This window comes from Endozoicomonas sp. ISHI1 (genome assembly GCF_024606225.1).
Classification (GTDB): domain Bacteria; phylum Pseudomonadota; class Gammaproteobacteria; order Pseudomonadales; family Endozoicomonadaceae; genus Endozoicomonas_A.
The window spans coordinates 19,433-33,874 of sequence record NZ_JAGRPU010000040.1; the positions used below are offsets into that span (position 1 = coordinate 19,433).

Annotated in this window: 12 protein-coding genes and 1 pseudogene; 8 read left to right on the forward strand and 5 right to left on the reverse strand. The window is 46.9% G+C overall.

What is annotated here, in order from left to right:
* The first annotated feature begins 233 nt into the window (after positions 1 to 233).
* Positions 234 to 2,249: an EAL domain-containing protein gene (locus KBW69_RS19450; protein ID WP_257254712.1), complete on the forward strand. Its 2,016-nt coding sequence runs from the start codon at positions 234 to 236 to the stop codon at positions 2,247 to 2,249.
* Positions 2,250 to 2,388: 139 nt separating this feature from the next.
* Here KBW69_RS19450 and KBW69_RS19455 read toward each other — a convergent pair whose 3' ends face one another.
* The 4 genes from KBW69_RS19455 to serB form a co-directional block, all read right to left on the reverse strand.
* Complete coding sequence (locus KBW69_RS19455) at positions 2,389 to 3,012, reverse strand: ATP-binding cassette domain-containing protein (RefSeq protein ID WP_257254711.1); 624 nt, start codon at positions 3,010 to 3,012, stop codon at positions 2,389 to 2,391.
* Complete coding sequence (locus KBW69_RS19460; protein ID WP_257281939.1) at positions 3,009 to 4,727, reverse strand: ABC transporter permease; 1,719 nt, start codon at positions 4,725 to 4,727, stop codon at positions 3,009 to 3,011. The genes KBW69_RS19455 and KBW69_RS19460 overlap by 4 nt, the downstream gene beginning before the upstream one ends.
* A 10-nt stretch (positions 4,728 to 4,737) precedes the next feature.
* On the reverse strand, positions 4,738 to 5,940 hold the full coding sequence (locus KBW69_RS19465; protein ID WP_306670742.1) for an ABC transporter substrate-binding protein: 1,203 nt from the start codon (positions 5,938 to 5,940) through the stop codon (positions 4,738 to 4,740).
* Between the two features lie 63 nt (positions 5,941 to 6,003).
* The gene (gene serB / locus KBW69_RS19470) at positions 6,004 to 7,230 is read right to left on the reverse strand and encodes a phosphoserine phosphatase SerB (protein WP_257281941.1); all 1,227 of its coding nucleotides are present in this window, start codon (positions 7,228 to 7,230) and stop codon (positions 6,004 to 6,006) included.
* A 489-nt stretch (positions 7,231 to 7,719) separates the two neighbouring features.
* On the opposite strand from serB, the gene KBW69_RS19475 reads away from it, so the two are divergent.
* Positions 7,720 to 9,000: a hypothetical protein gene (locus KBW69_RS19475; RefSeq protein ID WP_257281942.1), complete on the forward strand. Its 1,281-nt coding sequence runs from the start codon at positions 7,720 to 7,722 to the stop codon at positions 8,998 to 9,000.
* A 124-nt stretch (positions 9,001 to 9,124) separates the two neighbouring features.
* Here the strand turns inward: KBW69_RS19475 and KBW69_RS19480 are convergent, their stop codons facing one another.
* Positions 9,125 to 9,826 carry a hypothetical protein gene (locus KBW69_RS19480; RefSeq protein ID WP_257281943.1) on the reverse strand — a complete coding sequence of 234 codons (702 nt, stop codon included), beginning with the start codon at positions 9,824 to 9,826 and terminating at the stop codon, positions 9,125 to 9,127.
* A 382-nt stretch (positions 9,827 to 10,208) separates the two neighbouring features.
* Here KBW69_RS19480 and KBW69_RS19485 point away from each other — a divergent pair, with 382 nt between their 5' ends.
* The 6 genes and pseudogenes from KBW69_RS19485 (at position 10,209) to KBW69_RS19510 (ending at position 14,282) form a co-directional block, all read left to right on the forward strand.
* On the forward strand, positions 10,209 to 10,919 hold the full coding sequence (locus KBW69_RS19485; protein WP_257281944.1) for a type I restriction-modification system subunit M N-terminal domain-containing protein: 711 nt from the start codon (positions 10,209 to 10,211) through the stop codon (positions 10,917 to 10,919).
* A gap of 107 nt (positions 10,920 to 11,026) precedes the next feature.
* Positions 11,027 to 11,311 (forward strand): hypothetical protein, encoded by a 285-nt coding sequence (locus KBW69_RS19490; RefSeq protein WP_257275187.1) that lies wholly within the window; start codon positions 11,027 to 11,029, stop codon positions 11,309 to 11,311.
* A gap of 132 nt (positions 11,312 to 11,443) precedes the next feature.
* A pseudogene (locus KBW69_RS19495) lies at positions 11,444 to 11,610 on the forward strand (cell filamentation protein Fic); the annotation flags it as partial.
* An 11-nt stretch (positions 11,611 to 11,621) separates the two neighbouring features.
* Positions 11,622 to 12,932: a restriction endonuclease subunit S gene (locus KBW69_RS19500; RefSeq protein ID WP_257281945.1), complete on the forward strand. Its 1,311-nt coding sequence runs from the start codon at positions 11,622 to 11,624 to the stop codon at positions 12,930 to 12,932.
* A gap of 1 nt (position 12,933) precedes the next feature.
* The gene (locus KBW69_RS19505) at positions 12,934 to 13,977 is read left to right on the forward strand and encodes a virulence RhuM family protein (protein ID WP_257275189.1); all 1,044 of its coding nucleotides are present in this window, start codon (positions 12,934 to 12,936) and stop codon (positions 13,975 to 13,977) included.
* Positions 13,974 to 14,282 (forward strand): hypothetical protein, encoded by a 309-nt coding sequence (locus tag KBW69_RS19510; RefSeq protein ID WP_257252435.1) that lies wholly within the window; start codon positions 13,974 to 13,976, stop codon positions 14,280 to 14,282. Before KBW69_RS19505 ends, KBW69_RS19510 begins: the two co-directional genes overlap by 4 nt.
* The last annotated feature ends 160 nt before the right edge of the window (positions 14,283 to 14,442 follow it).

Here is a 14,442-nt window from a genome sequence, read left to right on the forward strand (position 1 = left end):
CAAATAGCTCGCTATTCTCCTCAAAAGCAGAAATTTTTATCCTCAATTTCTTGCAATCCTCGCTACGGACGCTTAAGTCCGACAGGCTGCTAGTACGTCTTCTTTAGTAGAATAAGTTTTTGCAGGGAGTGCAATGGGGGCCGGGCCATAGGTAACAGACTGACTGTTAGCTGCCCTGATAAGAGAAAAATTACCATAACTGAAACAGCTTTAGGCTAAAAAAAACTGCCATCATGAACAATAATAAACAGCCGTTACGCCTGTTGACACTCGAGACCTCCAGAAACGAGGCAGAGCGTTGGGTTAAACTTTTCCGCAACTCCGGCCTTCCTGCCCGGGTGCAACAGTTAGACACTCTTGATGATCTTGAGGAGGCACTGAGCACTGGCCAGTGGGATTTATTGCTCACTGTTGAAGAAACGCCCTTGCTGAATGCCGGGCAGGTTTTGTCGAGCATTCAGAGATTAAAACTCGATATTCCAGTCATTGTTTCTATTCATGATAATAAACCCGATATCATCAGGCATTGGCTGGAGAAAGGGGCGGGTGATGCAATCCATCACTCTCACGAAGAACATATATTGCATGCCCTGCTCAGAGAAAAGGCGAGTCAGGAACACCGACAACAACTGCAAAAACTGCAAAAAGAGCTGAACGACCTTAAGCAGCGCTGCCAGCTACTGATGGACAATACTTCTCAGGCCATTGCCTATGTTCACGAAGGCATGCATATCGATACCAACCCTTCTTACAACAAACTATTTGGTTATGAAGACCCCGACGATCTGGCAGGCACGCCTCTGATTGATATGATCGCTTTCCGGGATCAGCCACTGTTTAAAAATCTGATCAAGCATTTCAAACCGGGAGATGAACAACCCACTGTCGAATGCCAGCTAGTGAATGTAGAAGGTCAAACGTTTCCAGCAACAGTCCTGCTATCCGATGCTGTGTTTGATGACGAGCCGTGCATCCAGGTCATAGTAAAAGGCAATGCTCCCACATCAACGGCAACGACGGTGGTTGATCGGGAAGAAAATTCTATTCTGGTTCCCCGGGAACGTTTTACCCCACTGCTCTCTGGTCACCGGGAACCGGAAACTCTGGCTTATCTGAGGCTCGATAACTATGACTCTATTCGAGAAAATACAGGCGTCGACGGAAGTATAGCGATTCAGGAAACAATGAGTCGTTTGTTGTATGAGCATTTACCCGACAGTACTGCCACTCACTATGGTGACGAGGTCTACCTGATCGATGTCCACGAAAAGAATGTTGCCGCTCTGGAGCTATTAAGGGCGGCTCTGGAAAATGAACTGATCCCTACAGGACAACAAACGCTCTTCACAACAGCCAGTATTGGCCTGGCTGAGATTGGTCAGGCTTGTGATGGACAAACCATGCTGGAGCGCGCCCGTTTAGCCTGTCATCTGACTGCCAGCAACGGAGGCAATAAGCTCGAGCTCTTCTCCCAGAGCGCGATTGATAACCAGAAAGCCTGCAATGGTGACACCGTTGCCATGATTCGTCAGGCTCTTGAAAACGACAGCTTTCGTTTGTTATTCCAGCCTGTGATCAGCGTAACCGGAGATGGCCCGAGTTATTATGAAGTTCTGCTGCGTCTTCTGGACCAAAAAGGCAAGGAAGTCCCTGCCGGTGAGTTTATCACTGCCGCGCAGGACAGTGACCTGATGCCATTTATTGACCGATGGGTTATCCGCCAGTCCGTGAAACTGCTATCGAGAAAGCTTAGAAACGGTGAAGACACTCGCCTGATGATTCACATCAGTCAGGCCAGCCTGAACGACGAAGAGTTCACTGAGCGTTTATCTCGCTTACTGGAAGCTGCCGATGTTCCCGGCCAAATGATTGTCCTGCAGATGGCCGAAAGACTGGTTCACCAACATCTTAATCAGGTTAAGACTTTCGCAGAACGCCTGAAGCCTTCTGGTTGTCAGTTTGCCATAACTCAGTTCTCTGGCGAGTCACCTTCCATGAAAATCATGGAACACCTGGATCTGATGTTTGTGAAGCTGGACTGTCTGTTCACGGAGCAACTTGAGCGAAATGAAGACGCACATCTCAAGAGAACCGCTAAACATCTCAAGAGCCTCAACAAAGTCATCATCATACCCGGGGTGGAGAATGCCCAGGCACTCACCAGTATCTGGCAGCTGGGTGTTGATTATATCCAGGGTCATTATCTGCAACCCCCTCTTGAATCCATGACCTACGACTTCAGCAGCTAGCAGCCGTGAGCATCGGCAAATCCGGACAGTCGGTTCCTACTCACTCTGTTGACTCGAAGAATCTGAACCCACCGAACAGTGGTCAGGGTATTTCGAGTCATCCTGCAGGTTCCTGAGATACACTCACTGAGCGAATCGTTCAAAGCTTTATTATTTCACTGGCATCCGGAATATCAGCCGAATCATGAGTGACCATAATGACCGGTATTGATAGCTCCGAAACCCGCTGAAAGACAAACTCCCTGAACTGCTGACGCAAAGCTTGATCAAGCTTCGAAAACGGCTCATCCAGTAACAGAACTTTCGGCTGCGAAAGCAGGGTTCTCATCAAACTGATCCTGGCCCGTTGTCCTCCCGACAGAGTCAGTGGATTATTCTTGTCAAAACCGGGAAGCTGACATTCATTCAAGGCCTGTTCAATTTTCTGTTTTCGTTGGCTCCGGCTATAGGAGGAAGGTATTCCGAAAGCCAGATTCTCACCGACTGAAAGATGGGGAAACAACAGATGATCCTGGGGTTGCAGTGCTATTCCTCGCTGATGGGAGGGTGTATGGGTTATGTTTTTATTATCAAGAATGATGGTTCCTGAAGACTGAAAGTTTCGGGCCAGAGTTCCGCAGAGAACATCAAGAATAGAAGACTTACCACAACCGCTAGGACCCATAAAAACCAGAACCTGACCCTCGCTGACAGTGAAACTCAGATCAGAGACCAGTGATTTTCCTGCAACTGACAAGCTGAGCTTTTTGACTTCCAGCTTCATACCCATCTCCTGACTGGCCGCCGGTTTCTGATCCTCCGGGAACTGAGCAGTAGCATCAGTCCATACATCAACACAGGCAACAGTATTTGTACCAGTGCGTATACCGCCATAACTTTTCTATTACCACCGGAAGCCAATGCCACCGTTTCCGTTGTGACGGTTGATATTCTGCCTGCCCCGGCAAACAACGTTGGCAAATATTGGGCAATGCTGACGGCAAAACCCAGAGCAAAACTGGCCAACAAGGGTTTCAACAGAATTAAACATTTCACCTGCAAAAAGGCCCTGACCGAAGAACCAGACAACATGAGAGCCTGAGCAGTCTGTCGTTCATCATAATACCGCCAGGGGCCTGAAAGACTGAGATAGCAATAAGGCAAAACAAACAGCAGGTGCATAAAAACCACTGACCACCAGTGCCCCTCTGCACCGGAACGAATCAGCCAGATCTGGATACCAAACAAAAATGTCAGCTGTGGCAACAGTAATGGCAGATACATAGTCCGGCTTATCAGTCTGTGCATTTTTTTCAGGTAAGGGGACGCTATTTGGCTTCTCCTGCCCGCTTCCAGTATCAGGACCGAGATAAGCAAAGCCAGAAAAGCCGACACCACGCCAATCAGCAAAGCCATTTCCAACGGTTCCACAAGTCTTGGCCAAGCCCGTTCCCAATGGCGGAAGGACCAACTCTGTGGCAAAAGATGAGGGAATCGCCACCGCCAGACAAACGACCAGATTAACAACATGAACGCACTGGCGCCGAATACAACCAGCAGTGCCTTCCAGCCAAAAATAGACAGACAACGCCAAACACCTTCTCCAGAGCCTCTGCGACCGGAGGTCAGCCAGCCCCTTAGCAAAGTGGCTGCCAACCTTTCCAGCAATACAATAGAACCAATGGCAGCAAGCACCAAAATCATCAACAAAACACTGCCGACAGAGGCCAAAGCCTGAAATTCAAGGTCAGGATTCTGATACCAGTTCAGCACCTGCACGGCAAAAGTGGGCGGTGTTGCCGGGCCCAGTACAATGGCGATATCGACAACAGACAGGGCAAACACCAGAACTGTCAGCATGGAAAGACGAACTCTCAAGTACAGCTGGGGCCAGATCAACTTTACCCAGACCGTCCAGGATTGATAGCCCAGTCCGGCCCCCGTTCTTAGTATTTCCCTGACCGGCAATTGCCTGATGGCCACCATCAGCATCAGAATCAGAAAAGGAGTTTCCTTCAGAACCAACAATGCGGTTAATGACAACGCCCAGGGGTCCTGCACCGTCTGCCAGTCCGGGGGGCCTTGCCAATCCATGAAAGCTGAGAGTCCCCTGGCCAAAATACCACTGGGCATAATCAAAAAGAACAGCCCTACAGAAAGTGCAACATGGGGTGTTGCCATGATGGGTGATAACCAGCGCTGTGCCTGATACCAGAACCGGCGATCCCAGGCAGCACTGACAAACGCCAGCGCCAGCAGCATGGAGACCAGTGTGCTTGACATACCCGAGAAAAAAGACAACCAGAGCATCTCTGTCAGGCCGGGCGTTTCCCACACTTGCAGCCAGGGAGCAAAAGACAGGGAAGTCATTCCCAGTATCGGTAAATAACCAAATGCGGGCAGAACCGCACTGACTGTGCCCAACAATACGACGGATAAGAATAAAACTGCGACCAGTGCCGCAGCAAGTTGCACAGCAAAACTCTTTCTGAACTTCAAACTGCCTTTCTCACTGACGGTAACGCTTCTGCCACTCTGCTTCCAGAGCGGTTGACCAGGAGCCGTGTGGCTCAGGCAATGTTATGCCCAGAGCTTCAGGGCTGAGGGTAGCGATACCCAGAGGTAACTCACTGAAGTGTCGTTTATCCAACTCAGCCAGTTTTCCCATGCTCAAGACGGTAGGATCACCCCAGACATCCGGGTCCGCTTTGTGTAACTGGGCTTCAGGGGACACCAGGAAGTTAATCACGACCTGCGCAGCTGCTTTTGCACGGGCATTATAGGGAATAGCCAGAAAGTGAGTGTTTCCGACCGTTCCGTCAGAATGAACATAGGTTCTGACGCTTTCGGCAAGTTCGCCATTGGCAATCGCAGAGCTGGCATAAGATGGATTAAACGACATTGACAATAGAATTTCACCATCATCCAGCAGAGGTGTCAGCGCCAGATTGTTCTGCACAAAGGTTTCGCCCTCACGCCACAATAACGGGTGCAGTTCATCAAGATAACGCCACAAGGGTGCCGTTATCTTGTCAAAGCTGTCTGGGCCAACAGGCTGGAACAAAGCCGGATTCTGCTGGGCCAGCTCAAGCAACAACTGCTTAAGAAACGTGGTTCCTACAAAATCAGGTGGCATTGGATAGGTGACCCGGCCAGGATGCTTTCTGGCAAATTTCAATAAATCTGCCGCGCTTTTCGGAGGTGCCTGCACACTCTCCTGATCATAAATAAAAACCAGCTGCGCCATGCCCCAGGGTGCTTCCAGACCTTCAACGGGCTCACCAAAATCCAGAATCGTTGTGGGTTTTTCCCGGGTATCAATCCAGCGGTAATTGGGTAGTTGTTCAGAAAATGGCCCAAAAAGCAGGCCATGATTTTTCATTGAACGGAAGTTCTCGCCATTAATCCAGATCATGTCGACCGTGCCGTCTGAATCGCGACCGGCCTGCTTCTCTGCCAATATACGACTGACAACGTCTGCCGTATTGCTGACTTTGACCTGTTTCAATTCAATATCATAACGCTGTCGTACTTGTTTGGCTGTCCAGCGAATATAGTCATTGACCTGCTGATCTCCGCCCCAGGCATTAAAGTAAACACTCTGCCCTCTGGCCTCTTTGAGAATCTTCCGCCATTTTTCGCCCGCTGAGAGTACAGAGGAAGATTCAGAAAGAGACGCCCCATAGCTGCTTAAAGACCAAAGAGATGCCAAAAAAGCCAAAGCCTGTAAGACACGTAAAAAGCTTGTTGTAATCATTGAACGCTGGAACCATCCTTAGCTTTTATCCTGATTCAGTATTTGCAGGTCTTTGTCACTGAAGCCTGACAGGTAGAGTATGCTATCAAGACCCAGTGTTGAGATAGACTGTCTGGCGCTTTGCCTGACCAGAGGCTTGGCCCGGAACGCAATGCCCAATCCGGCGATACTCAGCATGGCTAAATCGTTAGCTCCATCGCCTACGGCAATGGTTTGCTGCAAAGAAATTCCTTCACTGAGAGCAATCTGTTTGAGCAGCTCTGCCTTGCGCTCGCCGTTGACGATCTCACCTTTGACTTCACCGGTGACTTTGCCATCGACGATGTCCAGCTCATTAGCAAAAATATGGTCGATCCCCAATCGCTCCTGAAGGAAACGGGCAAAGTAAGTAAACCCCCCTGACAGGATCGCTGTTTTATAACCCAGTGCATTCAGGCATTTAAAGAGCTTTTCAGCGCCCTCCATTATCGGCAGCTTTTCGGCTATGCTCGCCAGAACGGACTCATCCAGACCTTTCAGCATGGCCAGCCTTTCGCGGAAACTCTCGTTAAAATCCAGTTCGCCCTGCATGGCCCTTTCAGTGATTGCTGCCACTTTGTCACCCACGCCCGCTGCTTCAGCCAGCAAATCAATAACCTCGGCTTCAATCAGGGTAGAGTCCATATCAAACACCGCCAGCCTGCGATTCTGGCGATAGATGTTGTCTTCCTGAAAGGTCACATCCATGTCCAGCTCTGAGGACAGGCGCAAAAAGTCCGTTCTTAATGCGTCCGGTTCAGGAGAAAGTCCTCTGACCCCGAACTCCAGACAACGGCCAGACAGTCGGGTAATCCGATCTATATGCAGAGCATGTTCTGTTGTGATATGGCTAGCACGGGCGATGTGCTCTGCTGTGATGTTTTTGGAAAGCAGGGTCAGGATGTAACGATTATTGCTCTGTTCGGATGCCCTCTGTTGAAAGCCTTCATCAGAAAGGGTCTGATAATTGCCGTGAAGCTCAAGTTGATCAAAGTGAAAAAGCAGATCTTCCACCACAGGAGAGACTTTCAGACCATCTGGCAATCGAACAATGATCGTCCATGAAAGAGTCCCACGAGTCAGGGTGTCATGTATAACCGACTGCCCTATATCGAGAATTTCCAGCCCCCTGTTCTGATGAGCACAGGCAGCCATGATGGACGCTATGGAGGCCGTCAGACCGGGTTTGTCTCGCCCTGTCACATTAATCAGCAGAATCTCTCTCACAGTTCACCTGGCTTCTTATCGTTTTGCAAATGGCTATACCCCCAAGCGATTTCAAACATTTCCTATCGCTCATGGCAGTTAGCCGACGCTATTGTAACGCATAGAGTTCGATAGCGTCAGGCAGAGAGAGAATTCTGAGACTCCTTGTCCTTCACTCTGGTTTGTGCTTTGTGGTTTGTGATTTGCCTGAAAGCGGGAAAAAAGCTCCTTTCTCAACAAAATGCCGCTCTATTGGAACTCGTTTGTTCTCTTCATAAAGTCAAACTTTCCAGTGCTGAAAAAAAACTGAAAATTGAAAAACAAGCTACACTGTCGCTTTGATATAAGAATCCTTCAGGGTAATGGGTATAAACCAGCTCTGCACTAATATCCTCGCTCAGTATACGACAACCAAGGGTAGTGTCACGCTCCTTGCCGAAATGATCAAAAGCTGGACCCGTTCAAGCATCAGGTATTTCCAATTTATTTTATGCCAAGTGGGGTTTTTCAATGCTAAAAAGCTTGTGGCAAACATTGATATTTTTAACTTTGGTTGTAACAGGAACGGTTAAAGGGGCCTCTTACCCAACTCCTTCGCCTGAGCCACTCACTATAGTACTGGGCAATGGTTCCATTATTGTTCAGGAGGATATGATTTTATCCATCCATGGTTTTACTCCATTTTTTGATTCCCAAAAAGGCTCAGTACTGCTGATTTCAGACATTAACGAGAAAAGTATCATCAGACTTCGGGCAGATGCCCACCAGTCTCTGGCTGTGACTGATCTGTCAGGTCATCAGATGCACATTGATTTACAGGATCTGCTAAAAAATAAAAAGGCTGTTTTTGCGCCTGTTGATGGTTCAATTCATACTGAAAAAACAGGGCGGTTTTTTTCGAGTATTACTATAACGGCAAAAGAATTGTCGTCTGCTTTAAATGGCTTGCCGACAAGCTTACTTTTACAAAACAACGATTATCAAAAGGGCAGTCAGCAAGAACGATATTCAGGCGGCCTAACTCCAGGTCAGGCTATTTTTTCTCTTTCTGGGCTTAGTGGTCATAGCAAGTCACTCCTACCAGCAAGTCATGGACTGCTGGGAATAAACGACAAAAAATCACTACTCTCTGAATTTCTCGATTATCCGGTAGCGCCAACTTTTGTAGAAGTGACGGCCTATATGAATTATGAAAACTACACAGATGCTGAAGAAAACGTCAATGACACTATGATTCTGCTTAGATTTCTGGTGGAGAATTCAGAAACAGTAGGAGTGCTTTATTCTTTGTTAATGTCAGCTTTTTCTACAGCTTTTCTCTGCGGACCTAGCGGAGATGAATTTTCGAAAAGATTCTGGATGAAAGATCAATACCAACCGCTAAAGCTGGAAAAACTTTATCATTTTTTGGTATCCAGAAAGCAAAGCGAAATAGATAATGCGTCCCAAACCGTTGAAGGTTCGACTGGGGGAGCTTCGGCAGCATTGCCGGAGTCTGAAAACGCAGTGACAGCAGTGGGTTATGCGATTGCCAGACACATTAGAAGAGTGTTTTCAAGAAGTACAGACGAAAAGATCAAATCTATTCTGGAACACTTCCTTGGACCAGAGCTTCCTCTTCAATATGATGAAGAGCAACTAGACAAACTGGTGAGAGTTGCAAGGCTTCTTAAGCAACATGCCGAGGAAAGAGCAGGTAGAGAACAGTCAGATGAAGATGAAACCTCGAGCTCGAGCAGTGATTCTGAAGATGATATATCAAGCAATCTTAAAGACAAACTGAATTTCTGATCTCAAATAATGCCGCTGATGCGGGCAATTCAGGGTAAGTCTCTCAACAACCCTGATACGAGCAACCCGGAGCACCGCATCAACAAACAAATTGCAGCTCACTATAATCTGCCTTTTCGTCAGGTTATTCGCGGGCAGACGAGCCTTTAAGATCATTAGGTGAAGATTTGGTCTGTAATGCCTCAAATTCACTTTTTACAGCTTGATAACCGGGGGCATCAGGGGCAAAATAGAGTTCATCAAATAAGCTTGTGGTTTTAACAGCTAGAGACCAATTCAAACCATCTTCAATTACATTAAAAGCACTGGTCAAAGAAAAAATCTCCTCACCCCGATAACTAACATGATAATCAGAAGTAAATGATCCCTTATTGACTTCAGAAAAGTGTCTACCATCATTCAGATTTTCATCTGTTGAAATATTCAGAGGCTCAAGATATTTAAGTAATTGGGTGACTTTCTCAAATACTTGGATATCCTGATCAGGAGCTGCCTCTCTACCATACATATTTTTGTAAATCAGAGTTTGCTGTTTCAGCTGTTTTAAGTAATTAATGATAGTTGTCACATTCTCCTGAGCTTTTTTGTTTGCTGCGTCTATTTCAGTGCTCGCCTGGTTAGACACTACTCTCTGTTCAAGTGACGTGCTGCTGCTGGCAACGGCTCCCAAGTTCTGACTTGAGTGATCGGGATCGCTGCTCAATGAAGCATCAACATTGTCAGCTGCCGTTGTAGTTCTGCCGAAGCTGACACCCTCTGGTGTTTCCTCCTCAGGCTTTGGTGAAAAAAAACCAGCAGTGCTGGAGTTGTTATCTACGTTATTCATATTGACTACTCCTTTGTTAATTTTGTTCCCACTTAGAAAGAACATTCAAAATGGCTTCAAAACTCTGAGTCGGTTTTGAAACAAAAGTTCATAACATTGGAGTAAGTGCAATTAACAAAACTGCGAATAAGGCCTGATCTACCCGATGATTTTAGATTTACGGTCAAACAGGCCACTTTTCAGGCAGTTTCTTGTCATGTTGTAGTATTTTGACTCTCACGGCCCTCTTCTGGGAGAGGCTTCTCGCCGAAGCTGGTAAACTGAACCCTTTTTTACCGACAGAGCTACCGAGACCCACGCTCCGCCTATTGCTGATTGCAGTAGCCAAATCTCCGGGCGGTAGCGTACTGTCAAAAGAACCTTGTTTTCAGGAGTGCCATCAATGACCAGTGCCCAACAGCGCGCCGAACTACAGCGCCAGTTCTGGCAGATCGCCAACGATGTGCGTGGTTCAGTAGACGGCTGGGACTTCAAACAATACGTGCTGGGCACTCTTTTCTACCGCTTTATCAGTGAGAACTTCACCAACTACATCACGGGCGGTGATGACAGCGTCAATTATGCGACAATGGATGATGGCGATGAAAACATTGTCGCAACCAGAGAAGATGCCATCAAAACCAAAGGCTATTTTATCTACCCCAGTGAACTGTTTGTGAACGTAGCGGCCAATGCCAGCAAAAACCATAACCTGAATACCGAGCTGGCTGACATATTCAAGTCAATTGAATTTTCAGCCAACGGTTACCCGTCAGAAGCCGATATCAAAGGCCTGTTTGCCGATTTCGACACCACCAGCAACCGTCTGGGTAACACGGTAAAAGATAACAATGTGCTGACAGATCAGCATATCCAGCAGATTATGGCAATCTTCCACAGCAAGGACGATGTCGAGCATGTCGCAAAGTCGGTCAGCCTTGAGACGATCACTGACAATGACTACAACCTGTCGGTCAGCAGTTATGTGGAAGCCAGGGATACCCGGGAGAAGGTTGATATTACTCAGCTGAATGCTGAGCTGAAAACTACGGTTGGCAGGATAGATCAGCTACGCTCGGAGATTGATGCCATTGTGGCTGAGATAGAAGGTTGAGGCATGAACATTTGAAAATATCTTTCAAATGGTGAATAACAGGAAATGCAGTTATCCGGAAATTCCGGATAACTGCCGTAGACGACAAAGAGAGGATGCGATTCACCATGTATTATCTCATTGAACACAATCGCACCACCAAGGCTACTCAATGCGATGAATACAGTGATTACTCTGCGGCGCAGGCAGTCTGCCTGCAAAAAGAGCTGCATTACTTTCTGAACAATAAAAATGAAATAGAAGTGGTTATTTTTGAAGCCAACACCATTGATGACTTAAAGCGTACCCACAGTCGCTATTTTGTTAACGATGCACAGAAAGCTAATACAACAGACGCTTTATCGGCGATTGGTCTGCTGGGTCTTGCTATTTCTTTGTTGAATAAAAAGTGAGCAGGGCGAGCATGATTTTCGACAAGCACAATTCATTAGGGATGAGAGATTTTATGGATCAACTGCCGGTTGAGCTTGAGGCGCTTTATGTAGTTATTCGAGATTTTCGAATAACTGCCAATGCCAGAAAAAGAGTACCTCTCTGCCATGCAACGCAGTGTCGTCAAAGATATCGAGTCAAACACCTGCTCAGGCAAACCTTAACCGATCGGATAGACGACCGTGACCTGTATATGAAAGGCATTGATGTTAGTTATTTTTATGAAGGTTATAGTGAGTTCAGGACTGGGGACTTGTAGTGGTGGGTGATATGGATTTTATGGAAAGGCTGTTGGATGGGGCTGAGGTTGAGTGGGTGCCTTTAGGCAATGAAAAGTTTTTTGAGATTGCCAACATAGGGAGAAAACCAGTAAAAGCGTCCCTCCGTTCACCGGGAAAAACACCATATTATGGAGCCAACAACATACAAGACTACGTTGAGGGGTATACTCATGATGGTGAATTCGTACTAATTGCAGAGGATGGCTCAGCAAGTCTCGAAAAATACTCTATACAATATGCAACTGGAAAATTCTGGGCTAACAATCATGTGCATGTTATACGTGGAAAGTCGAAACTTAACACAAGATTCATATTCCACTACCTTTGCATTGTTAATTTCATACCGTACTTATCTGGCGGTGACAGAGCAAAGTTAACAAAGGGGAAAATGCAACAAATTCCAATCCCCATCCCCTACCCACAAAACCCACAAAACCCACAAAACCCACAAAACCCACAAAACCCACAAAACCCACAAAACCCACAAAAATCCCTAAAAATCCAATCCGAAATCGTCAGAATACTGGACAAATTCACCGAGCTGACCACCGAGTTGACCACCGAGTTGACCACCGAGTTGACCACCGAGTTGACCACCGAGCTTAATGCACGGAAAAAACAATACAACTACTATCGTGATCGGTTGTTGAGTTTTGATGGTGGGGAGGTGGAGTGGAAGACTCTGGGAGAGCTTGGTGAGTTTATTCGTGGAAAGCGATTTACCAAAGCAGATTATGTGGATAATGAAGGTGTTAACGTTATCCATTATGGCGAAATTTATACTCAGTACGGCGTTTCGGCAACTCATGCGGTTTCACAGGTTCGCCCTGAGCTGGCCCCATCACTGAGGTACGCAGAACCCAATGATGTTGTAATAACCGATGTCGGGGAGACCGTTGAAGATGTTGCTAAAGCGGTTGCCTGGATTGGAGATGATAAAGTCGCGATTCATGATCACTGTTATGCGTACAGACATTCACTGAACCCTAAGTACGTTTCCTATTGCATGCAAACAAGCTCATTCATTGCAGATAAGGCAAAGTATATCGTTCGTGCAAAAGTGAAAACGCTGTTAATTAAAGGATTCTCGAAAGTTCAAATACCCGTTCCCTATCCGAACGACCCAGAGAAATCCCTCGCAGAGCAGGAGCGAATTGTTGCCATACTGGACAAATTCGACGCCCTGACAAACTCCATCACCGAAGGCTTACCCAGAGAAATAGAGCTGCGCCAAAAGCAGTACGAATACTACCGTGACTTGCTGCTAAGCTTCCCAAAACCAGAAGAGAGGGCAGCCTGACATGAGCCATAAAAGCCTGAGCCTGCAAGACCAAACCACTGAGTTCCTGCTTTATACCGCTCCCGGTGGAGACGTAAAGGTGGAGGTCTTGCTAAACAATGAGACCCTCTGGCTGACTCAGCAGCGGATGGCCGAGTTATTTGGCGTACAGCGCCCAGCCATTACCAAACATCTGAAAAATATATTTGAAAACAATGAGTTGCAAGAAGATGTGGTATGTTCCATTTTGGAACACACCACTGAGCACGGAGCCGTAGCAGGCAAAACCCAAACCGGGAAAATAAAGTACTACAACCTGGATGCCGTCATCTCCGTCGGCTACCGGGTCAACTCAACCCAGGCCACACAGTTCCGCATTTGGGCAACGGCCTTAATCAAGGAATACATCATCAAGGGCTTTGCCATGGATGATGAGCGCTTAAAAAATGGCCAGTACTTTGGTAAAGATTATTTTAAAGAGCTACTGGAGCGGGTGCGTTCCATCCGTGCCAGCGAGCGGCGTATTTACCAGCAGATTACCGATATTTTTGCTGAGTGCAGTGTCGACTATAATCCCAAATCAGACACCACTCGTTTGTTTTATGCCCATGTGCAGGACAAATTTCATTTTGCCATTACCGGTCACACGGCAGCAGAAATCATCGCTCTGAAAGCCGATGCCGACCAGCCTCTGATGGGCATGAATACCTACAAAAACGCCCCTGATGGTCGTGTACTGAAATCAGATTCCAAGGTGGCAAAGAACTATTTAGCCGAAAGTGAGATCAAACAGCTGGAGCGTACCGTATCCGCTTTTTTTGATTATATCGAAGGGATTATCGAACGACGCAACACCTTCACCATGGCAGGATTTGCAGACAGTGTGAATAAGTTTCTGGCCTTTAATGAGTATCAGGTTCTGGAAGGCCATGGCACCATCAGCCGCCAGCAGGCAGAGCAAAAAGCCTTTGCCGAATATGAGAAATTCAACAAAAAACAGCGGATAGAATCAGATTTTGACCGTCAAATTAAAAAACTGCTGACAAAGAAAGGTGGTGATCAATGACCGACTACAAAACCATCGCCGAATCAAAAAACTTCATCGTACTCGATCAATACACCCAGGACTGGCAGGTCAAGGACAGCTACCAGAGCGAAGCCGATCTTGAGCACGAACTGATCGAGGATTTGCAAAATCAGGGTTATGACAACGAGCTTAATCAACGTGCATGGTTTGATACAGTGTCACGGTTTTCTCTCAGGCCTGCTGCCAGGGACACAGGGCGCTACGATCGTTTTGCCAAATTCCTTGAAAGCCATGGCAGTCTGAAAAACATTCCACCCGCCAACGACTATATGCTAAGTCTTTGAGGCACTCGGCAGGCAAAGCGGCTTCGGGTGTTCTGGGACTTTTTGAGAACATACTGTTTTTTGTTAGTGGCACTTAACAAAGTGTCATGAACTTTCATTCTGAAACCGACTCAAATTAACGTCATGAAAGTTGAATGTCCTCGCTGATACAAGGGAATAG